The sequence below is a fragment of the Tsukamurella sp. PLM1 genome, from assembly GCF_023168325.1.
Taxonomy (GTDB): Bacteria; Actinomycetota; Actinomycetes; order Mycobacteriales; family Mycobacteriaceae; genus Tsukamurella.
Window position 1 is genome coordinate 409969 of record NZ_AP025688.1, and the last position, 26198, is coordinate 436166.

At 71.7% G+C, this 26198-nt stretch carries 23 protein-coding genes and 3 pseudogenes; 24 read left to right on the forward strand and 2 right to left on the reverse strand.

Going from position 1 to position 26198, the window contains the following annotated elements; genetic code table 11:
- Positions 1–9 precede the first annotated feature (9 nt).
- The 3 genes from MTP03_RS02075 to MTP03_RS02085 are packed head-to-tail and all read left to right on the forward strand — an operon-like array spanning position 10 to position 2467.
- The gene (locus MTP03_RS02075) at positions 10–480 is read left to right on the forward strand and encodes a MarR family winged helix-turn-helix transcriptional regulator (protein WP_248490364.1); all 471 of its coding nucleotides are present in this window, start codon (positions 10–12) and stop codon (positions 478–480) included.
- 28 nt (positions 481–508) lie between these two features.
- A complete protein-coding gene (locus MTP03_RS02080) occupies positions 509–1825 on the forward strand; it encodes a tRNA guanosine(34) transglycosylase Tgt (RefSeq protein WP_248490365.1) in 1317 nt (438 codons plus the stop codon).
- A gap of 33 nt (positions 1826–1858) precedes the next feature.
- Positions 1859–2467, forward strand: a complete 609-nt coding sequence (locus MTP03_RS02085) for a hypothetical protein (RefSeq protein ID WP_248490366.1) — start codon at positions 1859–1861, stop codon at positions 2465–2467.
- 159 nt (positions 2468–2626) lie between these two features.
- On the opposite strand, the gene MTP03_RS02090 is transcribed toward MTP03_RS02085, so the two are convergent.
- Positions 2627–3130 (reverse strand): inorganic diphosphatase, encoded by a 504-nt coding sequence (locus MTP03_RS02090; protein WP_248490367.1) that lies wholly within the window; start codon positions 3128–3130, stop codon positions 2627–2629.
- 70 nt (positions 3131–3200) lie between these two features.
- Here MTP03_RS02090 and dacB point away from each other — a divergent pair, with 70 nt between their 5' ends.
- From dacB to MTP03_RS02115, 5 genes and pseudogenes are all read left to right on the forward strand, one after another.
- Positions 3201–4571 (forward strand): D-alanyl-D-alanine carboxypeptidase/D-alanyl-D-alanine-endopeptidase, encoded by a 1371-nt coding sequence (gene dacB, locus MTP03_RS02095; RefSeq protein WP_248490372.1) that lies wholly within the window; start codon positions 3201–3203, stop codon positions 4569–4571.
- A complete protein-coding gene (locus MTP03_RS02100; protein WP_371820854.1) occupies positions 4562–5620 on the forward strand; it encodes a zinc-dependent metalloprotease in 1059 nt (352 codons plus the stop codon). The genes dacB and MTP03_RS02100 overlap by 10 nt, the downstream gene beginning before the upstream one ends.
- A pseudogene (gene tilS / locus MTP03_RS02105) lies at positions 5617–6554 on the forward strand (tRNA lysidine(34) synthetase TilS). The gene MTP03_RS02100 and the pseudogene tilS overlap by 4 nt, the downstream one beginning before the upstream one ends.
- Complete coding sequence (gene hpt / locus MTP03_RS02110; RefSeq protein ID WP_371820947.1) at positions 6551–7123, forward strand: hypoxanthine phosphoribosyltransferase; 573 nt, start codon at positions 6551–6553, stop codon at positions 7121–7123. Before tilS ends, hpt begins: the two are co-directional and overlap by 4 nt.
- Positions 7120–8337, forward strand: a complete 1218-nt coding sequence (locus tag MTP03_RS02115) for an amidase (protein WP_248490374.1) — start codon at positions 7120–7122, stop codon at positions 8335–8337. Before hpt ends, MTP03_RS02115 begins: the two co-directional genes overlap by 4 nt.
- Positions 8338–8469: 132 nt before the next feature.
- Here the strand turns inward: MTP03_RS02115 and MTP03_RS02120 are convergent, their stop codons facing one another.
- Positions 8470–9021, reverse strand: a complete 552-nt coding sequence (locus MTP03_RS02120; RefSeq protein WP_248490376.1) for a LysR family transcriptional regulator — start codon at positions 9019–9021, stop codon at positions 8470–8472.
- Positions 9022–9539: 518 nt separating this feature from the next.
- On the opposite strand from MTP03_RS02120, the gene ftsH reads away from it, so the two are divergent.
- The 16 genes and pseudogenes from ftsH (at position 9540) to hsaB (ending at position 26185) form a co-directional block, all read left to right on the forward strand.
- Entirely contained in the window at positions 9540–11999 is a 2460-nt protein-coding gene (gene ftsH, locus MTP03_RS02125; RefSeq protein ID WP_248490377.1) for an ATP-dependent zinc metalloprotease FtsH, read from the forward strand.
- Positions 11999–12595, forward strand: coding sequence for a GTP cyclohydrolase I FolE (gene folE, locus MTP03_RS02130; protein ID WP_248490383.1), 597 nt, complete (start codon positions 11999–12001; stop codon positions 12593–12595). The genes ftsH and folE overlap by 1 nt, the downstream gene beginning before the upstream one ends.
- Before the next feature lie 26 nt (positions 12596–12621).
- The gene (gene folP / locus MTP03_RS02135; RefSeq protein WP_248492012.1) at positions 12622–13461 is read left to right on the forward strand and encodes a dihydropteroate synthase; all 840 of its coding nucleotides are present in this window, start codon (positions 12622–12624) and stop codon (positions 13459–13461) included.
- A gap of 1 nt (position 13462) precedes the next feature.
- On the forward strand, positions 13463–13843 hold the full coding sequence (gene folB / locus MTP03_RS02140) for a dihydroneopterin aldolase (RefSeq protein WP_248490384.1): 381 nt from the start codon (positions 13463–13465) through the stop codon (positions 13841–13843).
- Positions 13840–14327, forward strand: a pseudogene (gene folK / locus MTP03_RS02145) (2-amino-4-hydroxy-6-hydroxymethyldihydropteridine diphosphokinase). The gene folB and the pseudogene folK overlap by 4 nt, the downstream one beginning before the upstream one ends.
- Entirely contained in the window at positions 14324–14848 is a 525-nt protein-coding gene (locus MTP03_RS02150; RefSeq protein WP_248490385.1) for a DUF3180 domain-containing protein, read from the forward strand. Before folK ends, MTP03_RS02150 begins: the two are co-directional and overlap by 4 nt.
- 36 nt (positions 14849–14884) lie before the next feature.
- Positions 14885–16087, forward strand: a complete 1203-nt coding sequence (locus MTP03_RS02155; RefSeq protein ID WP_248490387.1) for a DUF6779 domain-containing protein — start codon at positions 14885–14887, stop codon at positions 16085–16087.
- Positions 16088–16286: 199 nt separating this feature from the next.
- On the forward strand, positions 16287–17159 hold the full coding sequence (locus tag MTP03_RS02160; protein WP_248492013.1) for a Rossmann-like and DUF2520 domain-containing protein: 873 nt from the start codon (positions 16287–16289) through the stop codon (positions 17157–17159).
- Complete coding sequence (gene panC, locus MTP03_RS02165) at positions 17156–18088, forward strand: pantoate--beta-alanine ligase (RefSeq protein WP_248490388.1); 933 nt, start codon at positions 17156–17158, stop codon at positions 18086–18088. The genes MTP03_RS02160 and panC overlap by 4 nt, the downstream gene beginning before the upstream one ends.
- Positions 18088–18495, forward strand: coding sequence for an aspartate 1-decarboxylase (gene panD / locus MTP03_RS02170; protein ID WP_248490390.1), 408 nt, complete (start codon positions 18088–18090; stop codon positions 18493–18495). The genes panC and panD overlap by 1 nt, the downstream gene beginning before the upstream one ends.
- Positions 18495–19337: a type III pantothenate kinase gene (locus MTP03_RS02175; RefSeq protein ID WP_248490391.1), complete on the forward strand. Its 843-nt coding sequence runs from the start codon at positions 18495–18497 to the stop codon at positions 19335–19337. The genes panD and MTP03_RS02175 overlap by 1 nt, the downstream gene beginning before the upstream one ends.
- A 160-nt stretch (positions 19338–19497) precedes the next feature.
- The gene (locus MTP03_RS02180) at positions 19498–19872 is read left to right on the forward strand and encodes a rhodanese-like domain-containing protein (RefSeq protein ID WP_248490393.1); all 375 of its coding nucleotides are present in this window, start codon (positions 19498–19500) and stop codon (positions 19870–19872) included.
- A gap of 357 nt (positions 19873–20229) precedes the next feature.
- Entirely contained in the window at positions 20230–22002 is a 1773-nt protein-coding gene (locus MTP03_RS02185; protein WP_248490394.1) for a lysine--tRNA ligase, read from the forward strand.
- Between the two features lie 178 nt (positions 22003–22180).
- Positions 22181–22525 carry an Lsr2 family protein gene (locus MTP03_RS02190; RefSeq protein WP_248490396.1) on the forward strand — a complete coding sequence of 115 codons (345 nt, stop codon included), beginning with the start codon at positions 22181–22183 and terminating at the stop codon, positions 22523–22525.
- Between the two features lie 284 nt (positions 22526–22809).
- Positions 22810–25390, forward strand: a pseudogene (locus MTP03_RS02195) (ATP-dependent Clp protease ATP-binding subunit).
- A gap of 243 nt (positions 25391–25633) precedes the next feature.
- The gene (gene hsaB / locus MTP03_RS02200) at positions 25634–26185 is read left to right on the forward strand and encodes a 3-hydroxy-9,10-secoandrosta-1,3,5(10)-triene-9,17-dione monooxygenase reductase subunit (RefSeq protein WP_248490402.1); all 552 of its coding nucleotides are present in this window, start codon (positions 25634–25636) and stop codon (positions 26183–26185) included.
- The last annotated feature ends 13 nt before the right edge of the window (positions 26186–26198 follow it).

Genomic DNA, 26198 nt, shown 5'->3' on the forward strand with positions numbered 1-26198 from the left:
GGCGTGGCGATGGATGAGGAACGGGCGAAGCGAGTCGAGGGCATCGTCGGCGTGATCGTGGAACTCACCCGCCTCAAGGAGCGGCACGCCGCGATCACCCGCAACGTCGTGGCGCCGGACGGCGTGGAGCTCGCCGCCTATGCGGCCCTGTTCGCCCTGGAGAAGGACGGCCCGATGCGCTCGTCCGTGCTCGCGGAGCGGATCCACACCGACCCCTCCACCGCGAGCCGCTACGTCAGCACCCTGACGAACCTGGGCTACGCCGACCGCACCCCGGATCCGTCCGACCGGCGCGCCGCGCTCGTCGCCGCCACCGAGGCGGGGCGCGAGAAGGTGGCGCACATCCGCGCGCAGCGCAACGAGCGGCTGCGCCCATTGCTGGCCGAGTGGACCGACGAGGAGATCGACCAGTTCGTCGCCCTGGGCAACCGCGCGCTCGACCAGTTCGAGCAGGCGTTGTCATTGATGCGAGAACCCTGACACTGACCGCATCGAGCAGACTGGTGACATGACCGAGCCCGAAACCGAGCCCGCGAGCGCACCCGAGACCGTGCCCACCGCAGGTGCGATCCCTCCGACGTCCCGCGCCGAGATCGACGAGCTGCGCGCTGAGAACGCTGCGCTCGCGGCCGAACTCGCCGAACTGCGCACGGGGTACCGCGCGATCGCGGGGCACACGCGGCTGCGGGCGTCGGGCACCGTCGACCCCACGGGCTTCACCGTCGAGCGCCAGGGCTCCTCCGCCGCGCGAGCGGGCCGACTCACCACCCCGCGCGGCGAGATCGCCACGCCCGCCTACGTTCCGGTGGCGAGCCGCGGTGCCGTCGCCGGGCTCACGCCGGCCGAGCTGACCCGCCTGGGTGCGCAGGCGCTCACCGTCGACCTGCACGAGATGTACCTGCAGCCCGGACCCGCCGTGATCGAGGGCGCGGGCGGGCTGGGCGCCGCGATGGCCTGGCCCGCGCCCGTCGTGGGCGACACCGGGATCGCCGCGATCGCGGCGCAGCGCAAGACCCGGATCACCGACGAGGGCATCGCCTTCCGCGGCCGGCTCGACGGGTCTCCGCACCACTGGGAGCCCGAGGAGGTGGTGCGCGTGGCGCACCGTCTGGGCGCCGACATCGCTTTCGCCCCAGCCGATCCGGCCGACCCGGCCCGCACCGAGCGCTGGGCGCGGCGCGCCCTGGCGGAGCACGCGTGGCAGACCGCCGACCGGCACGACGCCGTGTCCCTGTGGGGCGTGGTCACGGGCGGCGCGGATCCCGAGGCCCGACGGTCCGCCGCCCGTGGGCTGTGCCGCCTCGCCGAGGGCGACCGCCGTGAGGGCGGCCTCGGCCTCGGCGGGTACCGGCTCGAGGGCGTCGTTCCCTCCCGCGACGGGGAGGCCCTGCGGGCCGGCGTCGAGGCCCTGGACGGCGACCGGCCGCGGTACGTGGCGCAGGTGGACACACCGGCCGACCTGCTGGCCGCGGTGGCCGCGGGCGTCGACCTCGTCGACGGCGCCGGTGCCGTACGCCTGGCGGCGGAGGGCACGGTGTTCACCGCGGCGGGGATGCTGGACCTGACCGACCCGGCGCTCCGCGCGGACTTCCGCCCCCTCGACCCCGGGGCCGAGCGGCGCGGCACCGTCAACCGGGCGGACGAGTTCACCAGGGCGTACGTCCATCACCTGTTCGTGGCGAACGAGGGGCTCGCGGTCACGCTGTGCGCCCTGCATAACGAGCACTTCTTCACGTCGCTCGCGTCGGCTGCGCGCGAGGCCATCGGGGACGGCGGTTACGACCGCTTCGCGATGTCGTTTCTGCGGGGATTCGGTAAGGTCTAAGCGATTTCGCCCACCGATCGGCAGGAGAAGCCGTTGCGCCGCACTGTTCAGACTCGTTCCCTCCGCCGCCGTGCCGCGATCGCCGCGGTTCCCGCGGCAGCCGGTCTCGTGCTCGCCGCCTGCGGCGGGGGAGGCGAGGAGGCGGCATCGTCGAGCACCCCGCCGGCACCCGTGGACGAGGCGAAGGGGCTGACCCAGCAGGACCTGCCCGCGGGACTGACGGTGAGCACCGTCGAGTCGGAGAACGCCCTGATGACCGCGCTGCAGTCGGTGCAGCAGGTGCAGGACAGCGCGATCGAACCCGCGGCGTGCAAGGACAAGAACGTCGCGGCGCAACAGGAGGTGGCCGAGACGGTCAAGTCCGGCGTGCAGCAGACGGTCGCAAAGGGGCAGACGGTGCTGTACGGCGTCACGCTGCTCCCCGGCGATGTGAAGCCGGCGGTGTTCGAGGCCGCCGGAACGGGGAGTGCGCCACCGTCACCTTCGGCGGCTCGCTCCAGCAGACCACCGTCCGCGCGGACCTGCCGTCCGGGACCGACGGGGCCACGGGATTCGTGTTCGAGATCAGCCGTAAGACCGGCGACCGGACGGCGGTCGCGACGTCGGCGTACTTCGCCAAGGGCGGCGTCACCGCCATGGTGAACGCGAACCCCGGCGCCGACGGGAAGGTCGACCGGGCGGTCTTCGAGGACCTGATCCGCCGGGTCGCGGCCAAGCTGTAACCCGTACCGAACGGCGAAGAGCGGCGGCGAGGAGACCCTCGCCGCCGCTCTTGTGCGCGCTCCTGGTGCGGGTGGACCGCTAGTGCGCCTCGGAACCGGCGGTCTCGGCGCGGGCGATCGACCGGGCGATCTCCTCCTCGGCCTCCTTCTTGCCCACCCACGACGAGCCCTTGACGAACTTGCCGGGCTCGAGGTCCTTGTAGTGCACGAAGAAGTGCTCGATGGCGTCGAGCTCGAACTTGTCGATGTCGGCGATGTCCTGGACCGAGTCCCAGCGCGGGTCGCCCGCGGGCACAACGAGCACCTTGTCGTCGCCGCCCTTCTCGTCCTCCATCTTGAACATGCCGATGGCGCGGCAGTCCACGAGCGCGCCTGGGATCACCGATTCCTGGAGCAGGACCAGCGCGTCGAGCGGATCGCCGTCCTCGCCCAGGGTGTCCTCGATGTAGCCGTAGTCGGTGGGGTACCCGAACGACGTGTACAGGTAGCGGTCCAGCTTGAGACGGCCCGTCTTGTGGTCCACCTCGTACTTGTTCCGCGAGCCCTTGGCGATCTCGACGGTGACCTCGAATTCGACGCTCATTGTTTCCCTTCGCTCACGTCAACCATGCACGCTGAGGATACCCGTGTCGCACTGCGGTTAGGGTGGTACGGTGCCACGCTCACGGATCCGACGAACCCTGACGCGCCTCGCGATCACCGTGATCGTGCTGGCGGTGGTCGTCGTGGGCGCCGTGGCGGCCACGCTCGGTTACGGCGTGTACCGCGATCGCCAGGACCTCGCGGCCACCGTGCCGCCGCGCCCGGCGGAGCCCGCGTACAGCCCCGCGATCGCCGCGGTGAGCGGCACCGTCGCCCCCAGCTCGGCGGGCGTGAACGCCCAGATCGCCGCGGCACTGCGCAATCCCGACCTCGGTGACCTCACCGGCGTCATCGCCGACGCGGGTACCGGCACCGTGCTCTGGCAGCGCGACGCGCAGCGCCCGCGCACCCCGGCCTCGACCACGAAGGTGCTCACCGCCGCGGCCGCGCTGCTCACGCTGCCCGCCGATAAGCGGCTGAGCACCACCGTCGTCGCGGGCTCGCGGCCCGGCGAGGTGGTCCTCGTGGGCGCGGGCGATCCCACCCTCCGCTCGGGGACGTCCTCGATCTTCACCGACGCGCCGGCGATCGCCGACCTCGCGGCGCAGCTCAAGCGCGCCGGGACTCCGGTCGACCGGATCCTGGTGGACGTCTCGCTGTTCACCGGGACCGACTTCGCCCGCGGCTGGGAGCGGGCCGACATCGCCGGCGGCGACATCACGCCGATCCAGTCGTTGATCGTCGACTCCGGTCGCGTCCGCCCGGCCGAGGACTACTCGCCCCGCGTCCCCGACCCGGCGCTCGCCGCGGGCCAGGACCTCGCCGCAGCGCTCGGCGTGCCCGCCACCGCGGTCGCCGCGGGGACGGCGCCGCAGGGCGCCGCGCAGCTCGCGGCGGTCCGGAGCGCTCCGCTCAGCACCCGCCTGCACGACGCGCTCGTCCACTCCGACAACGTGCTCGCCGAGACCATCGGCCGCGAGGTGGCCATCGCCACCGGCCGGCCCGCCTCGTTCGACGGTGCCGTCCGCGCCGTCGAGGCCGCCCTGCGCGACGCCGGGTTCGACCTCACCGGCGTGGAACTGTCCGACTCCAGCGGCCTGTCGAACCTCAACCGCATCCCCGCGGCGGTGCTCGACGGCATCGTCACGGCCGCGGCCGGGAGCGCGAAACCACAGCTGCGTCCCCTCCTCGACCTGCTTCCGGTCGCGGCCGCGACCGGCACCCTCGCCGACCGCTACGTGACCGCTAACCGGCTCGGCGCGGGCTACGTGCGCGCGAAGACCGGTAGCCTGTCGGGTGTCTCCACGCTGGCCGGTTACGTCACCGGGCGCGACGGTGCCGTCCTCACCTTCACGCTCATGTCCTCCGGCACCCCGGTCGACGTGGCGCGCCCCGCCATGGACGCCGTGACCGCCGCGCTCCGCGGCTGCGGGTGCCGCTGACTATGGCCGACCCGAAGAGCACACGCGCACAGGTGGACTGGGCGCTCGCCGCCGGTGCCGGCAGGCGCGTCGTCGGGGTCCTGGGCAGCGGGCCGGCGACCACCGCCTACACCCGGGACCGCGCGTCGGAACAGCTGCTGCAGTTCGCCGCCGCCGCGGAGGAGCACGTCCGCGGCGTCACGGGGTTGCACACGCCCGGCGCCGTGCCGCCCGCCCGCGCCGTGGACCGCCGGGAGTGGGTGTCGGCCGCGGCGCGCTCGATGGAGGCGCTCGTCGAGGCCGACGACGCCGGGCGTCCCGGCCTGGGGGCGCGACTGGCCGGCCTGCAGGCGGGGTCGATGCTCGGCCTGGTCGCGGGATCGGTACTGGGACAGTACGACCCGTTCGGCGTCGAGGGCGGCGAGCTGCTGCTCGTGGTGCCCAACGTGCTGACGGTCGAGCGGGCGCTGAAGCTGCGACCGGACGACTTCCGCATGTGGGTGTGCCTGCACGAGGTGACGCACCGCGTGCAGTTCGGCGCCAATCCGTGGCTGCGGGAGTACATGCGCGAGAACGTCTCCGCGCTCACGAACACCGGCGGCGCGGGCTCGGTGGGCGATCTGCTGGAGCGGGTCACCCGCGGGCTGTCCGGCGACGGGCGGCACAGCGGGATCATCGGCGTGCTTCAGATCGCCGCGCCGCCGGAGCAGTTCGCCGCGATCGAGCGGCTACTCATGCTCGGCACGCTGCTGGAGGGCCACGCCGACCATGTGATGGACGCGGTCGGTCCGGCGGTGATCCCCACGGTCGGGAGCATCCGGGCCGCCTTCGACCGGAGGCGGGCGGCACCGTCGAACCCGATCCAGAGGTTGCTTCGCGTCCTGCTGGGCATGGACGCGAAGATCGCGCAGTACGTGCGTGGCAAGAAGTTCGTGGACGCGGTGGTCGCGCAGGTCGGGATGGAGCGGTTCAACGCCGTGTGGTCCGGCCCCGAGACGCTGCCGTTGCCAGAAGAGCTCGACGATCCGGGCCGCTGGGTGGCCCGCGTGCTGGGCGACGTGCGGCCGTGAACCGGCCGGGCCCTGCGGCGCTGCGCGTCCGGCAGGCCGTGCGGGCGTGGCACGCGGCGCACGGCCCCGCGCCGACGGTGGCCGTCGCCCTGTCGGGGGGCGCGGACTCGCTCGCGCTGCTGACCGGCGTACTCGCCGAGGGGATCGACGCCGTGGCGCTCGTGGTCGACCACGGGCTGCAGGACGGCGCGTCCGAGGTGGCCGCGCGGGCCGCCGCAACGGCGCGGGACCTCGGTGCGCGGGCGGCCACGGTCCTGCCCGTCGTCGTCGACGGTGCCGGCGGGCCCGAGGCGGCCGCCCGCACCGCCCGGTACGCCGCGCTCGACGCCGCGCGGGACGGGGCGCCGGTGCTGCTCGGGCACACCCTCGACGACCAGGCGGAGACGGTGCTGCTGGGGTTGGGGCGGGGAGCGGAGCCCGTTCGCTCGCCGGCATGACGGCGTGGGCGGCGCCGTACGGGCGCCCGCTGCTGGGCGTGCGGCGGGCCGAGACCCGCGCCGCGTGCGCCGAGCTGGGGCTCGCGCCGTGGGAGGACCCCCACAACGTCGACCCCAGGTTCACCCGGGTGCGGCTGCGCACCGAGGTGCTGCCCCTGCTCGAAGAGGTGCTCGGCGGTGGCGTCGCGGAGTCGCTGGCGCGCACCGCGGCCTCGCTGCGCACGGACAACGAGGCGCTCGACGCGCTGGCGCCGGCCCCGTCGGGCCCCGAGCTGGCGGTGGAGGAACTCGCGGAACTCCCTGCGGCCCTGCGGCTTCGGACGCTGCGATCCTGGCTCGCCGAACGCGGGGCGAGGGCGCTGACGGCCAAGCACCTCGCCGCGGTGGACGCCCTGGTCAGCGACTGGCACGGCCAGGGTCCTGCCGCCGTCCCGGGCGGATCGGCGGGGCGGCGGCTGCAGGTCCACCGCACAGGTGGCATTCTGAGAGCGTGGTGAACGGGACCGGTGACTTGTACGCGGACGACATCGCCTCGGTGGTGCTGACCGAGGAACAGATCAGGGAGCGGACGGCCGAGCTCGCCGCCGAGATCGCGGAGCGCTACAGCTCCCGGGAGGGCGACTCCGACCTCCTGCTGATCACGGTGCTCAAGGGCGCGGTCATGTTCGTGACCGACCTGGCGCGGGCGCTGCCGGTGCCCACGCAACTGGAGTTCATGGCCGTCTCCAGCTACGGCTCGTCGACGTCGAGCTCCGGCGTGGTGCGGATCCTCAAGGACCTCGACCGCGACATCGCGGGCCGCGATGTGCTGATCGTCGAGGACATCATCGACTCGGGCCTCACCCTGAGCTGGCTGCTGCGCAACCTCGCGACCCGCAACCCGCGCTCGCTCGAGGTCGTGACCCTGTTGCGCAAGCCCGACGCGGTGCGCGTGGACGTGGACGTCAAGTGGGTCGGCTTCGACATCCCCAACGAGTTCGTCGTCGGCTACGGCCTCGACTTCGCCGAGCGCTACCGGGACCTGCCGTACATCGGCATCCTGGAGCCCAAGGTCTACAGCGAATGACGCTGCTCACCGCCGCGGCCACCGCCGAACGGGTGCGATCGGGCCGGCTGACGGCCGTCGACGCAGTCCGCGACGCGCTGGCTCGCGTCGGTGACGACGAGGTCAACGGCTGGCGTGTGCTCCGCCCCGAGGAGGCGCTCGCCGAGGCCGCCGCCGTGGACGCGCGCCCGGACCGGTACGCGCTGCCGCTCGCGGGCGTGCCCGTCGCGATCAAGGACAACGTCGCCGTGTCCGGCTACCGGGTGCTCGACGGGGTGTCGGAGGCCTGCGGCGCGGGACTGCCGGTGGAGCAGCACGATCACCCCGTGGTGAAGCGGCTGCGGGCAGCGGGCGCGGTGGTGATCGGCCTGACGCGCGTGCCCGAATTGTGCCTGTGGGCGATGACCGATGACGAGTCAGGGCCGGTGCAGAACGTGCACCGCCCGGGGCGCACCCCCGGCGGGAGTTCCGGCGGCAGCGCCGCCGTGGTCGCCGCGGGCCACGTCGCGCTCGCGCAGGGCAACGACGGGCTGGGCTCGCTGCGTGGTCCTGCGGCGTGCACGGGGATCGTCGCGATCAAGCCGGGGCGCGGGGTGGTTCCAGCGCAGCTGGGGCCCAACAGCTGGTCCGGCATGGCCGAGAACGGGCCCCTGACGCGCACCGTCGAGGACGCGGCACTGGCGCTGTCGGTCCTGGCCGGGCGGCCCGAGTTCGCGGAGATCGGCGACGGTGCCGGGCTCCGCGTGGGCCTCGGGCTCAACCGGCCGACGGCTCTGACGTTCACCTCGCGAGGGATCGTGACGGCGGTGCGGAGCGCCGCCGAGCGCCTGGCCGCGGGCGGGCACGCCGTCCGCGACGTGCGGGTGCCGTACCCGGCGACGCCGCTGCCGCTGCTCACCCGCTGGTTCGCCTTCGCGGCCACCGACGCCGACGACATCGTGGCGCGCGGCGCAGACCCCGCGCTCCTGCAGGCCCGCACCCGGCGGCACGCGGCCGTGGGGCGGGTGGTCGCGCGGCGCGGGCTGGTGCGGCCGGCCGACGCCGCGCGCATCGAGTCCGGGCTCGCCCGGTTCTTCGCCCACGAGGGGATCGACGTGCTGGTCACCCCGCGCTCGCCCGTCGCCCTGCGCGGGCCCGACGGTACGCCGCCCTCCCGTGGGCGGCGAGCGCCGTCCCGAGCCTCGCGTACGCGCCGTACCCGAGCCTGTGGAACCTCGTCGGCTGGCCGGCGATGACGGTGCCCTTCCTCGGCGAGGGCGTGCAGCTGATCGCCCGGCCCGGTGGCGAGGCCGACCTGCTCGCGCTGGCCGCGAAGATCGAGGTGTAGCCGCGAAGCCACCGCGCGCGGGATCTTCAGGCGCGGGCACTCAGTAGTAGGAGCGGAGGAACTCGGCGACGGCGGGCGTCGGTGGCGCGACGTGCACGAGGTCGATGCGATCGTCGCGGATGATCCGGATCGGCCGGTGGTCGAGTCCGTCCGGGAAAGGTCCGTCGTACGCGGCGACGGCGAACTCGACGTTGCCGGCCTGGAGCATCGCGATCGGGTCGTCGCACATGACGAGCTTCGCCGGGGCGAGCTTCTCCCGGTTCCATCGGGCGACGGTGCTGTCGAGCGCGGTGGGCAGCGCGCCTTCACGGAATGCGAAACGCAGGGGCGTCAGGTGCGCGGCGTCGAGGTCGGCGAGCGCGTCGTAGTCGGCGAGGATCGACTCCATCAGCGCGAAGGCCGCCGGTGCGTCGCCGGTGGGGACGCAGCCGTCCGAGGTGCGCCGGAACAGCGGGTACCCCACCAACTGCTCCGTCGCCTTGACCGCCCGCGTGATGGTGGGCTGCGACAGCCCCGTGATCGATGCCGCCGCACTGATGCTGTGCGCCCGCGCCACGATGAGCACCAGCCGGAAGCGGTCGATCTCGGACATGCGCGGACTGTATGTCGAGCGTCCGCTCCACGCAGCGGTTTCGTTGCGCTCGCAATGACTGTGCAGGTCAGCGCGGTGGGCACGAAGGGGCGGGGCCGCGAGGGGTACGTGTATTTCTGCGGAGCTATTCAGAATGTGAATAAGTCCTGGTCGAGAGCGTGTATCTGGGTTCGGTCAGCGGTTATTCACATTCTGTATGGCTGGTGGATTGGGGTACCACCACCTCGCGCCACGATCAGGCCGAACGGGTGGGCGCGAGAAGTGGCCGTGTTTCCGCCGAGCTTACAGATGATGAATAAGGCCAGGTTAGACGAGTGAGGCGGGGTTCTGCCTGCGGCTATTCATGTTCTGTACGGCTGGTGGAGTGAGGTACGCCCCTCGGCTCGCCCGTGTTCGCTCTGGGCGCAGCGACGCCGCGGGCGGTGCCCGCGCGCTGCACGGTAACCTGGGAAGTCGACCCCGCGCGGCCCGCCGCGCGCGCCGCAGAGAAGGGCTGACGAGCCGCGAGGCGAAGCGATATGAAACGGAAATCACTGATCCGCACACTGGCGATCATCGCCGGCTTCGTGCTGCTGGTCTGGGCCTTCACGATGGTCGGCGGCAGCAACAAGGACTACAAGCCGGTCTCCACGGGCGCGGTGATCACGCAGCTCCAGACGGGCAACGTCACCGACGTCCAGATCGACGACCGCGAACAGACCCTGCGGGTGACGCTCGAGAAGCCGATCGCCGGCACCGAGGACAAGAAGGTGTTCGCGAAGTACCCCGCGGGCACCTCGCGCGACATCCTCGGCGAGATCCAGGACGCGAAGACGCCGGACGGCAAGCCGCTCGAGAACTACACGACCAACGTGACCTCGGACTCGCCGATCATCTCGATGCTGCTGTTCACGCTGCTGCCGATCCTGCTGCTCGTGGGCCTGTTCTTCTTCCTGATGAACCGCATGCAGGGCGGCGGTCGCGGCGGCGTCATGGGCTTCGGCAAGAGCAAGGCCAAACAGCTCACCAAGGACATGCCGAAGACCACGTTCGCGGACGTCGCAGGCGCGGATGAGGCGGTCGAGGAGCTCTACGAGATCAAGGACTTCCTGCAGAACCCGGCGCGGTACCAGGCGCTGGGCGCCAAGATCCCCAAGGGCGTGCTGCTGTTCGGCCCGCCCGGAACGGGTAAGACGCTGCTCGCCCGTGCCGTCGCGGGTGAGGCGGGCGTCCCCTTCTTCACGATCTCCGGCTCGGATTTCGTCGAGATGTTCGTGGGCGTCGGCGCGTCCCGCGTGCGTGACCTGTTCGAGCAGGCGAAGGAGAACAGCCCCTGCATCATCTTCGTCGACGAGATCGACGCCGTCGGCCGCCAGCGCGGCGCCGGCCTCGGCGGCGGCCACGATGAGCGCGAGCAGACCCTCAACCAGCTGCTCGTCGAGATGGACGGCTTCGGCGACCGCCAGGGGATCATCCTGATCGCGGCCACCAACCGGCCCGACATCCTCGATCCGGCGCTGCTGCGCCCGGGACGCTTCGACCGGCAGATCCCCGTGTCCAACCCGGACATGGCGGGCCGCAAGGCGATCCTCAACGTGCACGCGCAGGGCAAGCCGCTGGCGCCCGACGCCGACCTCGACGGCCTGGCCAAGCGCACGCCCGGCATGTCCGGTGCCGACCTCGCGAACGTCATCAACGAGGCCGCGCTGCTCACCGCGCGCGAGAACGGCTCCGTCATCACGGCGCCCACGCTCGAGGAGGCCGTGGACCGGGTCGTGGGCGGCCCGCGCCGCAAGAACCGGATCATCTCGGAGCACGAGAAGAAGGTCACCGCGTACCACGAGGGCGGCCACACGCTCGCCGCCTGGGCGACGGAGGGCCTGGACCCTGTCTACAAGGTCACCGTCCTCGCCCGCGGCCGCACCGGCGGCCACGCGCTGGCGGTGCCCGAGAACGACAAGGGCATGTACACCCGTAACGAGATGATCGGCCGGCTGATCTTCGCGATGGGCGGCCGCGCGGCGGAGGAGCTGGTGTTCGCCGAGCCCACCACGGGCGCGTCGAGCGACATCGACCAGGCGACCAAGATCGCCCGCGCGATGGTTACCGAGTACGGCATGAGCGCTCGGCTCGGCGCCGTCAAGTACGGCCAGGACGAGGGCGACCCGTTCCTGGGCCGCGGCATGGGCGGCGGCGCGCAGTACTCCGACGCGGTCGCGGCGCAGATCGACGAGGAGGTGCGCTCGCTCATCGAGGCCGCGCACACCGAGGCGTGGGCCATCCTGACCGAGTACCGCGACGTGCTCGACGTGCTGGCCGGCGAGCTGCTGGAGAAGGAGACGCTGGTCCGCAAGGACCTCGAGCGCATCTTCGAATCCGTCGAGAAGCGGCCGCGCATCACGCAGTTCGATGATTTCGGCAGCCGGACCCCGTCGAACAAGCCCCCGATCAAGACGCCCAAGGAGATCGCGATCGAGAAGGGCGAGCCCTGGCCGCCCGTCGACGAGGAGGCGGAGCGCCGCAGGGCCGAGCAGGAGCAGGCGGCGCTGGCCTCCGCGCAGAACGGTCGGTCCGGGGAGTACGGCCAGAACGGCCAGTGGGGCGTTCCGGCCGGGCAGCAGTGGCCGGTCCCGGCGGGCGGCGCACCGTCGGGCTACGGGCAGCAGGGCGAGCAGCCCCAGCCCGGCTACGGCCGGCCCGGTTACCAGTGGGGCGGCCAGCAGCAGCCCTACCCGGGCCCGCAGTACCCGACCCAGCCCCCGCAGTACGGGCAGCCGGGCCAGCAGGCGCCGGCGGGGAGCCGTCCGGACTACGGTGCCCCGGCCGGCTGGTCCGCGCCCGGATGGCCTCCGCAGGGCCAGCCGCAACAGGGCCAGTCGCAGCAGGGCCAGCCGCAGCAGCACGGCCAGCCCCCGCAGCCTCAGCAGGGCCAGGCGCCCCAGACGCCCGGCCAGCAGAGCGGGGAGCAGTCCGGCTCGGCACCGTCGAGTGAGAGCTGATGGCGCACGGAGACGGGGCCGCGATCGCCCCGTTCGATCACGAGCGCGCGGTCGCGGCCGTGCGTGAGTTGCTCGCCGCCGTCGGCGAGGACACCGAGCGCGAGGGCCTGCAGAAGACGCCCGAGCGCGTCGCGCGGGCGTTCGCGGAGGTCTTCGGCGGGCTGCATGTCGACCCGGACGAGGTGCTGGACACCACGTTCGGGGAGGACCACGACGAGCTGGTGCTGGTCAAGGACATCCCGATGTACTCCACCTGCGAGCACCACCTGGTCTCGTTCCACGGCGTCGCGCACGTCGGCTACCTGCCGGGCGAGAGCGGGCGGGTGACCGGGTTGAGCAAGCTGGCGCGGGTCGTGGACCTGTACGCCAAGCGTCCCCAGGTGCAGGAGCGGCTCACGGCGCAGATCGCCGACGCACTGGTCCGCAAGCTCGATCCGCGCGGCGTGATCGTGGTGATCGAGGCCGAGCACCTGTGCATGGCGATGCGCGGCATCCGCAAGCCGGGCGCGAGCACCACCACCTCCGCGGTGCGGGGCGCGTTCAAAGACAGTGCGACCTCGCGCGCCGAGGCGCTCGAGCTGATCCTGCGCCGGTGACCGGGGCGTCGGGGCGCACGCTCATCATGGGCGTCGTGAACGTCACCGCTGACTCGTTCTCCGACGGCGGGCGATACCTGGAGCCGGGCGCGGCCGTCGCCCGGGCCCGGGAGCTCGTCGCCGACGGGGCGGCGATCGTCGACGTGGGCGGCGAGTCCACCCGTCCCGGCGCGCACCGCGTGCCCGCGGAACTCGAGCGCGACCGCGTGGTCCCCGTGATCTCCGCGCTCGCGGAGGAGGGGATCGCGGTCTCGGTCGACACCATGCGTGCGTCCGTCGCCGCCGCGGCGCTCGCTGCGGGCGCCGCGATCGTCAACGACGTCTCCGGCGGCCGCGCCGACCCGGGAATGACGACGGTGGTCGCCGACTCGACGGCCCCATGGATCCTCATGCACTGGCGGCCCGCGCAGGGCGCGCCCGGCCCCGCCTGGGCCGATATCCACCATGAGATCACCGACTACGACGACGTGGTCCTCCAGGTGCGTGACGAACTGCTGCACCAGGCCGACGCCGCGATCGCGGCGGGCATCGCGCCCGAGCGCATCGTGCTGGACCCGGGCCTCGGGTTCGCCAAGAACGCGGACCACAACTGGGCGCTGCTGCATCGGCTCGACGTGTTGCAGGACACCGGATTCCGGGTGCTGGTGGGCGCCTCGCGCAAGCGCTTCCTCGGCGAACTGCTCGGCGGCCGCGAGCCCGCCGGCCGCGAGGTCGCCACGGCGGCGGTGTCGGCGCTCGCCGCGCAGGCCGGAGTGTGGGGCGTCCGGGTGCACGACGTGCGGTCGACCGCGGACGCGATCGCCGTGACCGCCGCCTGGCAGCGCGGCGCCGCCCCGACCACGACTGCGACCCAGGACGGAGCCTGACATGGCGGACCGGATCGAACTGAAGGGCCTGCGGGTGCGCGGCCACCACGGCGTCTTCGAACACGAACGCCGCGACGGCCAGGAGTTCGTCGTCGACCTGGTGCTGTGGGTCGACTCGCGGCCCGCGGCGGCCTCCGACGACTTGAACGACACCGTCGATTACGGCGCGCTCGCCCAGCGGGCGCACGACATCATCGCGGGCGAGCCGCGCAACCTCATCGAGACGGTGGCCGCGGAGATCGCCGACGACATCGCCGCTGACGAGAAGGTGTACGCCGTCGAGGTCACCGTGCACAAGCCGGCGGCGCCGATTCCGTTGACCTTCGCGGACGTCGCGGTGATCGCCCGGCGCTCGAGGTCCGGCGCGCGGAGCACGCCGTGACCAGGGCCGTACTGTCGTTCGGCGCGAACCTGGGGGACGCGGCGGGAACACTCCGCACCGCGGTCGACGCCCTCGGCCCGGCCCTGGTGCGCTCCTCGGCGTTGTTCCGGACGCCGCCCTGGGGCGGGGTGGAACAGGACGACTTCGTCAACGCGACGGTGCTGGCCGACGACCCCGGCCGGGACGCGGCCGGGTGGCTCACGTTCTGCCGCGAGCAGGAGGCGGCGGCGCAGCGCGTCCGCGATGTCCGCTGGGGCCCGCGCACCCTGGACGTCGACGTGATCGCGGTCTGGGACGGCGATCGGCCCGTCCGGTCCGGCGATCCTGAACTCACCCTGCCGCACCGCGCGCGCACCAGCGCGCGTTCGTGCTGGTCCCGTGGCTCGACGCCGACCCGTCGGCGCAGCTGCCGGGGCACGGCGCCGTCGACGCATTGCTCGGTGACCTGCCGGCCGGGGAGGTCGCGGCGGTGACGCGGCTGTGAGCGGGGCCGAGCGCGGCCCGGGGCCGGAGGAACCGGGAGGGCCGACGGTCCGCGCGACGGGCTGGGTCGAGCTCGTCGCGATCGCCGTGGGTATCGGCATCGGCGTGTACCTCATCGCCGCCAACGTGGTCGCGCCGATCATCCCGATCTGGGCCGGAGCCCTGCTCTACGGCATCGCCGCGGCCGACCTGTACATCGCGCAGCTCGTGCGGTCGCGGCTGGGCAGCGGCGACGTGGGGCTGGGGCCCGGACGGATTCATCCGATCGCGGTGGCGCGCGCGGTCGCGCTGGCGAAGGCGTCCGCGTACCTCGGGGCAGTGGCGCTCGGATTCTTCGGCGGCACCCTGACCTTCCTCTACACGCTGGGCAACGATCTGGACGCCGCGCGCGCGGATCGTCCGGGCGCGTGGATCGGGCTGGTGGGCGCGGCCCTCCTCCTCGCTGCGGCGCTGTGGCTGGAACGTTGCTGTCGCACCCCCGACGATCCCGAGGAACAGCCGGCCGACACCTCGCCAGCCTGAGCACCTCGATCGGAGGTGAACGGTAAGGTCACGGTCATGACGCAACCCACGATCCCGAATTCACGGAAGCGTGTCCCGCGCCGGTCGAGCGGCGGCGCCGGTCAGTGGATGCTGGGCGTGGTGATCGTGCTCGCCGTAGCGGGTACGGGTATGTGGGTGTTCTCGGACGATCGCAGGTGGGGCCTGGTGGCGCTGATCCTGCTGGTGTGGGGCCTGGTGATCGCGGCGTTCCTGATCGCGCGGTACACCCGCGACCTGCGCGCGGCGGAGTCCAAGGAGAGCGGCCTCAAGACCGTCTACGAGCTGCAGCTCGAGCGCGAGATCAGCGCCCGCCGCGAGTACGAGCTCCAGGTGGAGCGCGACATCCGCGCGGAGGTCCGCGACGAGGCGAACGAGGAACTGACCGCCCTCAAGTCCGAGGTGCTCGCGCTGCGCGCCAACCTCGAGGAACTGCTGGGTCGCGATCTGGGGCCGTCCTACTCCGAGCTGTACGCCGCGGCCGAGCAGCGCGCGATCGACGCGCAGCGCGCCAAGGCCGACTTCGTGGCCGACGACCAGTTCCGCGCGCAGCAGGACTTCGCCCGGGTTCCCGACCAGAGCTCCGAGGTGGACGACTACTACGGCGCCGCCTCGGTCGCCGAGGAGCCCGACGTCACGGTCCCGGAGGCGACGGTGCCAGCCGGCCCGGGCGCGGTGCCCGCCACCGCCCCCGCCGCGGCGCCCGGCGGGCCCGGAACGGCACCCGCCGGGTCGGGGCAGGACGAGTCGCCGACCACGGTGTTCCACGTGGTCACCGACGTGCCGCCCGCGCCTGCGGAGCCGGCGGGTCCCGACGCGCAACCGGTCGACGTCGAGCACGTGGACGCCGCACAGCTGGACACCGGGGCCGATGAGCCGTTCGTCCCGATGGCGCCGCAGTCGGGTTACCGCCCGCCGTTCCCGCCGCGGCGGTACACCGCGGACGCGCCGCAGCAGCAGTATTCGCAGTTCCAGCAGTACTCGCCGCAGCAGGCCGCACCGCAGCAAGCGCCAGAGGACCAGCCGCGCCAGCAGTACGCACCGGGCCGCGTCGAGCCCGAGGCGCCGTCGCAGCAGCAGCAGCCGCAGGCGCAGCCCGACCAGCACGAGCACGTCGCCGGGCAACACACGTCCGGCAACACCGTCGCCGATCTGATCGCCCGGATGAACGCCGACACCGAGCGCACCCAGGGCGGCGGCCGGCGCCGCAAGCCGGAATGATGATCTAGCTCACACAGCATTGCCCGCGCGGGCGGCGCGGGCATAGCCTTCGGGGAGAAGTCTGGTACCCGCGCGGCGGGACTGGAACGACCCCCCTGGAGGCGCACGCCCATGCCCGAGTTCTCGGACTCGCAGAGCCGACTCGATCCGCTCGCGGGCATCCCCAATCCCCACGCCGGCCCGGCTGTCGGTCGGCGTCATCTCCGCCGGCCGCGTCGGCACCGCGCTGGGCGCGGCCCTCGAGAACGTCGGCCATATCGTGACGGCGGTGGCGGCACCGTCGAACCGCTCGCGCGAGCGCGCCGCGCGCCGCCTGCCCGAGGCGGCCGTGGCGGCACCGTCCGACATCGCCGAGAAGGCCGAGCTCCTGATCCTGGCCGTGCCGGACACCGAACTCCCCGAGCTGGTCGACGAGCTGGTAGCCCGCAGTAACCCGTCCGCGATCGTGCTGCACACGTCCGGCGCGCTGGGCGTGGGGGTGCTCGCTCCGCTCGCGCGTCTCGGCTGCACCACCATCGCGTTCCATCCCGCCATGACTTTCGTCGACGACGCCGACGACACCGCCCGCCTGCGGTCCTGCTGCATCGGGATCACCGCGGTCGACGAGGTGGGGCACGCGGTCGGGCAGGCGCTCGCCCTCGAGCTGGGCGCGGAGCCGGTGCGGGTCCCCGAGTCGGCCCGCCCGCTGTACCACGCCGCGCTCGCGCACGGAGCGAATCATCTTGTCGCGCTGGTCGACGATGCCGTCGTCGCGTTGCGCGCGGCGCTCGCGGGAGGCGCCGGGCTGGACACCGTGGGCGGACCGTCGGACGGGCTGGCCGAGCGCGTGCTCGCGCCGCTGGCCCGTGCGGCCCTGGACAACGCCCTGGCCCGCGGCCCCGCCGCGCTGACCGGCCCGGCCGCCCGCGGCGACGCGGGCGCGGTGGCGCGGCACGTGGCCGCGCTCGGCACCGTGGACCCGGTCGCCGGCCCCCTCATCGCAGATGCGTACCGCGCCCAATCCCGGCGCGTGGCAGCCCAATCCGGAACCTCGGCCATGATCGACCCCGTCCTCGAGAAGGAAGACCGATGAGCGCACCCACCCGTCCGTACACCCCCGGCCAGCTGACCGTGCACCACGATCCGGCGCAGCTGACCAAGGTGACCTCGGCCCTGAAGTCGACCGGCCGGCAGATTGCCTTCGTCCCCACGATGGGCGCGCTGCACGCCGGGCATTTGGAGCTGGTACACGCGGCCAAGCTGAACGGCGCCGTCGTCGTGGTGTCGATCTTCGTGAACCCCTTGCAGTTCGGTGCGGGGGAGGATCTGGACGCGTACCCGCGCACCCTGGACGCGGACGTGGAGAAGCTGCGCGCCGCGGGCGTGGAGCTGGTGTTCGCGCCGTCGGCGGTCGAGATGTACCCGAACGGGCCGCGCACCACCGTCCAGCCCGGCCCGGCGGGCCTGGGCCTCGAGGCGGACAGCCGGCCGACGCATTTCGCGGGCATGCTGACCGTGGTGAACAAGCTCCTGAACATCGTGCGGCCGCACACCGCGTACTTCGGCGAGAAGGATTACCAGCAGCTGGTTCTCGTGCGGCAGATGGTGACGGACTTCAACATGGACGTGAAGATCGTCGGCGTCCCGACGGTCCGCGAGGCCGACGGCCTGGCCATGAGCTCGCGCAACGTGTACCTGTCGGAGGACGAGCGGGAGGCCGCGACAGCGCTTTCCGCCGCGCTGCTCGCCGGCGCGTACGCCGCGCAGGGCGGCGAGTCCGCGATCCTCGCGGCCGCCAACGAGGTCCTCGCCTCGCGGCCGGAGATCGACGTGCAGTATCTGGAGCTGCGCGCGCCCGACCTGGGCGTCGCGCCGGAGAAGGGCGACGGTCGACTGCTCGTCGCCGCGAAGGTCGGCGCCACACGCCTGCTGGACAACGTGGGCATCGCGATCGGTACCGGATTCCTGGAGGAGCCGGGAGCGGAGCGAGCGGACCGGATCGAAGCAGTGGAGGCCGAATAATGCTGCGCACGATGATGACCAGCAAGATCCACCGCGCCACCGTGACGGAGGCGAACCTGCACTACGTGGGTTCGGTCACCGTCGACGCCGACCTGCTCGACGCGGCGAACCTGTTGGAGGGTGAGCAGGTCGCGATCGTCGACGTGACCAACGGTGCCCGCCTCGAGACGTACACCATCGCCGGCGAGCGGGGCAGCGGCGTTATCGGGATCAACGGCGCCGCAGCGCATCTGGTGAATCCGGGCGACATCGTGATCCTCATCGCCTACGGCCAGCTGAACGAGGAGGAGCTGAGGACCTACGCGCCGAACGTGGTGTTCGTGGACTCCGACAACAAGCCCGTCGAGCTGACCGCCGACGCGGCGCACGTCCCGGACGGGTTCGGCCTGGTCACCGGCAGGATCTGATGCTGCTGGCGATCGACGCCGGCAACACGTCGGTCACGGTGGGGCTGTTCGCCTCCGCTGCGTCCGAGGAGCTGGTGGGCACGTGGCGCCTGCGCAGCGACGCCCGCATGACCTCCGACGAGCTGGCTCTGATCATCCGGGGGTTCCTCGCCGACGCCGGCGCGGCGCCCGCGGACGTGACCGGGATCAGCGCCCTGTCGACGGTGCCGGAGTTGCTCCGGTCGATCCGCGCCCTCGCGCCGCGCTACTTCGACGGTGCGGTCCACGTGATCTTGGAGCCCGGCGTGAAGACCGGGGTGCCCCTGCTGGTGGACAACCCGCGCGAGGTGGGGACGGACCGGGTCGCGAACGCGGCCGGCGCGTACGAACTGTTCGGCCGCGCCGAGGGTGCGCCGTGCATTGTCATCGATTTCGGCACCTCCACGCGCGTGGACGTGGTGAGCGAGCGCGGCGAGTTCCTGGGCGGCGCGATCGCCGCGGGCGTGGGGAGCGCGCTCGACGCGCTCGCGGAGCGGACGGTGGCCCTGCGCCGCGTCGAGCTGACGCCGCCGCGGTCGGTGGTGGGGAAGAACACCGTCGAGGCGCTCCAGTCCGGCATCCTGTACGGCTTCGCGGGCATGGTCGACACGCTCGTGGAGCGGGCGCTGGACGTGGTGCCGGGGGCGCTCGTGATCGCCACCGGCGGGTACGACGGGGTGGTCACCGAATGTCGCACCGTCGGGCACCGTCGGGAGGACCTGACGCTGCAGGGCTTGCGCGCGGTGTACCTGCGGGAGGTCGCGAACCGCGCGCAGCGCGAGCGCAAGGCGGACCGCCGCGTGCCGAATTCGCCTCATCGATGATTCGAACCCTTGCCGGTGGCCGCGGTGGGCTGCTAGTTTCACTGCCATGAGCCAGGTGCGCAGCTGCATGGAGTGTTGTCGGGTCCGCTAGGAACCCGGCCCCCTTTCGCTGCCCGGACGCGTATCGACACGCGCTCCGCCTCCCTCCTGGAGAACCTCGATGCACCCCGTGCACTTCACCCCCGCCGCAGGTCAGATCGTCGTCGACGTCCGTGTCCAGGCCGAACGCAACCGCGACGGCATCCTTCCCGGCGCCGTGGCGCTGGACGCGGCCGCCGTCGCCGCGCGCCTCGTCCCCGGTCTGCCCACCAGCCTGGCCGCGGCGGGTCCCGACGCGCAGTGGCTGCTGGTGAGCAGCAACGGCGCGACCGCTGCCGCCATCGCCACCCGATTGCGTGATCGCGGGGTTCAGGCGTCGTCGGTCGACGGCGGCTTCCGCGCCCTGGCCCTCGGTCTCGCACCCGGCGCCGGCGTGGATTCCGGATCGGCGTCCTACCGGCGGGCCGTGGAGCAGTTCGCCGCCCACGAGGCCTGAGCCTCTCGAGGCGGCGGATGCGGCGGCGGATGCGGCGGCGGTCCGCCGCGCACCGCGGCTCCCTCCGGCGCACCGTCGCGCCTCCGGACCCGCTTCATCCCGCACCACCGCGGCCCGGCTCCCTGCTGCGGGCTGGTGTCCCCGGGGTGACCTGGTGGTGCGCTCCCTGGTGGGAGCTGGTGCCCCCGGGGCGATGTGGTGTCCCACCAGCTGCAGTCGGGGGGACGCCGGATCGAGTGGGGGACGCCGGCTCCCAGTAGGGAGCGGGAACCCGAGCGGAGCGAGGGCGCTCAGCACAGCGGGGAACGAATCGAGGGCGAGCGACGCACCGTCGGGCCCGGGACGTGCGCCGGTAGAATGACGGCCCGTGACTACTGCACCCTGGACGACTGGGTCTCCCGCCTCGCCGATGAGGCGGTGGCCTTCGCCGAGCGGAACGAGACGCCGGTGAAGGTGGCGTCGGGGATCTCGCCGTCGGGCCCGATCCACCTGGGCAACCTGCGTGAGGTGATGGTGCCGCACCTGGTGGCCGACGAGCTGCGCCGCCGCGGACTGCAGGTGGAGCACATCATCTCCTGGGACGATTTCGACCGGTTCCGCAAGGTCCCCAAGGTCAACGGTGTCGATTCCTCCTGGGAGGAGCACATCGGTAAACCACTGACGCGCGTACCCGCTCCGCACGGATCGGACGCCGAGAACTGGGCCGAGCATTTCAAACGCGAATTGCAAGGCGCGCTGGACGATCTCGGCGTCCAGTACCGGGGAATCAGCCAGACGCAGATGTATACCTCTGGCGCATATGTGGACCGGGTGCTGCACGCCATGGCGCAGCGCGGCCGTATTGATGCGATTCTCGAGCGTTATCGCACCCTCGATCGCGGAGAAAGCGTCGCCGAAGCGCAGAATTCGGACGATACGGACGCGGAATCGGTATCGGGTGCGGCGGAGGACGCCGACGGATCGGGCGATTCCGGCTACTACCCGTACAAGCCGTACTGTTCCGTTTGCGGTACCGATTTCACCACGGTCACCGGCTATGACGACGAGTCGACCGATCTCACTTATACCTGCCGCTGCGGTCATACCGAGACCGTCGTGCTCCGCGAGCACACGAACGGCAAGTTGGTGTGGAAGGTCGATTGGCCGATGCGCTGGGCGTTCGAGAAGGTCACCTTCGAGCCGTCGGGCGTGGACCATCAATCGCCCGGATCATCGTTCGCCGTCGGCAAGGACGTGGCGCCCCTTTTCGGCTGGAAGCGTCCGCTCGGGCCGATGTACGCGTTCGTGGGCATTCGCGGAATGGCGAAGATGTCGTCGTCGAAGGGCGGCGTCCCGACCGCCGCGATCGCGCTGCGGTACTTGGAGCCGCCCCTGCTGCGCTGGCTGTACGGCCGCAAGAAGCCCAACCAGTCGTTCGACGTCGCCCTCGACGGCGAGCTTCCGCGCACCTACGACGAGTGGGACGCGCTCGTCCGCAAGACCGGCGGCGACAAGGCGCAGCCCGGCGACATCGCCGCGCACGCCCGCGCCGCTTCGGTGTGGGACACCGCATCGTCGCAGGTCCGTGAGCTGCCGCTGACGCCCCGCCCGATGCCGTACAAGACGCTGGCCTCGATCGTCGACATCACCACGGGCGACGACGAGCAGACCCTGCGCATCCTGGCCGCGCTCGAGCCCGACCAGCCGCTGACCGCGCTGGATCCGCTGCGCCCGCGGCTGGACCGGGCGACCGCGTGGGTCGCCGAGCAGATGCCGGAGGCCGATCGCACCGTCGTGCGGACGCGGCCGGACGCCGAGCTCCTGGCGTCCCTGACGGACGAGCAGCGCGCGGGACTGCGGCTGCTGCTCGAGGGCTCGGGGACGCCGGCCCCCGAAGGGCTGGGTCGGCTCGAGGACGACTGGACGCTCGCGGGTATCACCCATCAGGTGTACGGCGTGGCCAAGGTGCAGCGCGGTCTGGGCGCCGACCAGATCGTCAAGGGCGATAAGGAACTCGCCGCGGCGCAGCGCGCATTCTTCGTTCTGCTCTATCAGCTTCTGGTGGGCAGCGACACCGGGCCGCGGCTGCCCACTTTGCTCCTCGCGATCGGGGCCGATCGAGTGCGTGAGCTGCTGGAGGTGCGGCAGTAACCCTATTCGTCGATCGGGGTGTGAATCGCCCGAATCGGCGCGTGGTTCTCCCTCTGCTAATGCGATCGTTATCGATTCGCGACCGAATTCGGTGGCGTCGAATCGAAAAGCGAGTATTCATGTGTATAGACTCCGTGCGGACTTCAGTACGGAATCGAATACTCGAGAAGGGGCCGATATGGCGCGCAAGGTGACAGTCACGCTGGTCGACGACGTGGACGATACGCAGACTGCGGATGAGACCGTGGAATTCGGTCTGGACGGGGTGACCTACGAGATCGATCTCTCTTCCAAGAACGCCGCCAAGCTGCGTGGGTCGCTCGAGGAGTGGGTTGCGAACGCGCGCCGCAGCGGCGGCCGCAAGCGGGGGACGCGCGCTCTTTCCGCGCCGCGCGGTCGAACCCCGATCGATCGCTCGCAGAGCGCCGCGATCCGCGACTGGGCCCGCAAGTCGGGGATGAAGGTGAATGACCGCGGACGGATCAGCCAGGACGTGATCGACGCCTACAACGAGGCGAACTGAGCCTACTGCCTTCGCCCCGGCGCGCCCCGCGTGCCGGGGCGGACGTGTATCCGGGGCGTTTCGCTCACGGCGGAACGGGGACGAAATCCGGAGACAGTGCGTTTGACCTGGTGTATCAGGATCCGGCCGGTGGGCGACGGGGCCCGCGGGCCCCGGCTGCGGGGCACTGCCGACACCGCTGCCGACCGGTCCGAACTACAGTGAGAAGACGTTGATGCAGACGGCTATCTGCGGGTTCGGCCTCGGTCGTTCCCCGAAGTAACCGGGATGTGAGGAAAATGGCCATGTTCGAGAGGTTCACCGACCGCGCTCGTCGCGTCGTCGTCCTGGCGCAAGAAGAAGCCAGGATGCTCAATCACAACTACATCGGCACCGAGCACATCCTCCTGGGCCTGATCCATGAGGGTGAGGGCGTGGCCGCCAAGGCGCTGGAGTCGCTGGGCATCTCCCTCGAGGGCGTGCGCAGCCAGGTCGAGGAGATCATCGGTCAGGGCCAGCAGGCCCGTCGGGCCACATCCCCTTCACCCCGCGTGCGAAGAAGGTGCTGGAGCTGTCGCTGCGCGAGGCGCTGCAGCTCGGCCACAACTACATCGGTACCGAGCACATCCTGCTCGGCCTGATCCGCGAGGGCGAGGGCGTGGCCGCCCAGGTCCTGGTGAAGCTGGGCGCCGACCTCAACCGCGTGCGCCAGCAGGTCATCCAACTGCTGTCGGGCTACCAGGGCAAGGAGGGCGGCGGCGGTGAGCCGGCCGGCGCCGGGGCCCGCACGAGTGGCGGGGGTGAGGCGGGCACACCGTCGACCTCCCTGGTCCTGGACCAGTTCGGCCGGAACCTGACCGCGGCCGCGGCGCAGGGCAAGCTGGACCCGGTGATCGGCCGGTCCAAGGAGATCGAGCGCATCATGCAGGTGCTCTCGCGGCGCACCAAGAACAACCCGGTGCTGATCGGCGAGCCCGGCGTGGGCAAGACCGCCGTCGTCGAGGGCCTGGCGCAGGCCATCGTCAACGGCAACGTGCCGGAGACCCTCAAGGACAAGCAGCTGTACACGCTGGACCTCGGGTCCCTGGTGGCCGGCTCGCGCTACCGCGGTGACTTCGAGGAGCGCCTGCGCAAGGTCCTCAAGGAGATCGACACCCGCGGCGACATCATCCTGTTCATCGACGAGCTGCACACGCTCGTCGGCGCGGGTGCCGCCGAGGGCGCGATCGACGCCGCGTCGATCCTCAAGCCGAAGCTGGCCCGCGGCGAGCTGCAGACCATCGGCGCCACCACCCTCGACGAGTACCGCAAGTACATCGAGAAGGACGCTGCCCTGGAGCGCCGCTTCCAGCCCGTCCAGGTGGGCGAGCCGAGTGTCGAGCACGCCATCGAGATCCTCAAGGGCCTGCGGGACCGGTACGAGGCGCACCACCGCATCTCCATCACCGACGGTGCGCTGGTCGCCGCCGCCACCCTGGCGGACCGGTACATCAACGATCGGTTCCTGCCGGACAAGGCGATCGACCTCATCGACGAGGCGGGCGCGCGCATGCGCATCCGCCGAATGACCGCCCCGCCGGACCTGCGCGCCTTCGACGACAAGATCGCGGACGCGCGCCGGGAGAAGGAATCGGCGATCGACGAGCAGGACTTCGAGAAGGCCGCGTCGCTGCGCGACAAGGAGAAGCAGCTCATCGGCGAGCGCGCCGAGCGCGAGAAGCAGTGGCGCGCCGGCGACCTCGACGTGGTCGCCGAGGTCGACGAGGAGCAGATCGCCGAGGTCCTGGGCAACTGGACCGGCATCCCCGTGTTCAAGCTCACCGAGGAGGAGACCACGCGTCTGCTCCGCATGGAGGACGAGCTGCACAAGCGGATCATCGGCCAGGAGGACGCCGTCAAGGCGGTCTCGAAGGCGATCCGCCGCACCCGTGCGGGTCTCAAGGACCCGAAGCGCCCGTCGGGCTCGTTCATCTTCGCCGGCCCGTCCGGCGTGGGTAAGACCGAGCTGTCGAAGGCGCTCGCGAACTTCCTGTTCGGCGAGGACGACGCGCTCATCCAGATCGACATGGGCGAGTTCCACGACCGCTTCACCGCCTCGCGCCTGTTCGGTGCCCCTCCCGGGTACGTGGGCTACGAGGAGGGCGGCCAGCTCACCGAGAAGGTGCGCCGCAAGCCGTTCTCCGTGGTGCTGTTCGACGAGATCGAGAAGGCGCACAGCGAGATCTACAACACGCTGCTGCAGGTGCTCGAGGACGGCCGCCTGACCGACGGCCGGGCCGCACGGTCGACTTCAAGAACACCGTGCTGATCTTCACGTCGAACCTCGGTACCGGCGACATCTCCAAGGCGGTGGGCCTCGGCTTCACGTCCGGCGATTCCGACGGTGCGAACTACGAGCGGATGAAGCTCAAGGTCAACGACGAGCTGAAGAAGCACTTCCGGCCCGAGTTCCTCAACCGCATCGACGACATCGTCGTGTTCCACCAGCTCACGCAGGACCAGATCATCGAGATGGTCGACCTGATGCTGAACCGGGTGGGCACCGCGCTGAAGAACAAGGACATGGAGATCGAGGTCACCGACAAGGCCAAGTCGCTGCTCGCCAAGCGCGGCTTCGACCCGGTGCTCGGTGCCCGTCCGCTGCGCCGCACGATCCAGCGGGAGATCGAGGACGCTTTGAGCGAGAAGATCCTGTTCGGCGAGGTCGGCGCCGGCCAGATCGTGGTGGTCGACGTCGAGGGCTGGGACGGCGAGGGCAAGGGCGAGGACGCGAAGTTCACCTTCGCCGGCAAGCCCAAGCCGTCGATCGACCTGGAGAAGTCCGACGACGAGCCGGCCCTCGTGGCCGACGCGTCCGCGGCGTCGACGCCGGGCGAGAGCGCGTAACGCCGAGACCGTCGGATCGAGGAGCCGTCACCCTTCGGGGTGGCGGCTCCTCGCGTTCTCGGCCTGCTGCTCGCTGAGCCGGGCGATCTCTTCCGTGGCGGGCGGGCGCCGTGGGTAACGATCAGTGCGAGCGAATGGGTGCCCGGGGCGTCGGCCGTGCGCACGCCCGGTCTTCGGCCCGCCCGACGGTGCCGGGCGGTGGTGGGCCGCGGACCGTCGGACCGCCGGGAGTAGGTTGGCAGCATGACCGAGGCCGGATTCGACCAGCGCACGTTCCGACATGTGATGGGGCAGTTCTGCACCGGCGTCACGATCATCGCCACGTCGGACGCGCAGGAGAAGCCGGTAGGGTTCGCGTGCCAGTCCTTCGCAGCGCTGTCGCTGGACCCGCCGCTCGTGCTGTTCTGTCCGATGAAGACGTCTCGCACCTGGAAGCACATCGAGGCGTCCGGGAAGTTCGGCGTCTCCGTGCTAGGGCAGGAGCAGGAGGCGGTGAGCGCCGCGTTCGGGCGCTCGGTGGACGACAAGTTCGAGGGCCTGCGCTGGACGCCGTCGCCGCTCGGCAACCCGACGATCGACGGCTCGCTGACGTGGATCGACTGCACCCTCGAGAACGTGCTCGACGGCGGCGACCACCACATCGCCATCGGTCGGGTGCATCACCTCGGCGAGGTCGACGACGCGAAGCCGCTGCTGTTCTATCGCGGCGCCTATCTGTCCACGAACCACCCGCAGCAGCACCCCGCCGCCAGCCTGGACTCGTTCCTCACCTGGGACTCCGGCGCCTGGCTCTGAGCCTGTGCCGCCT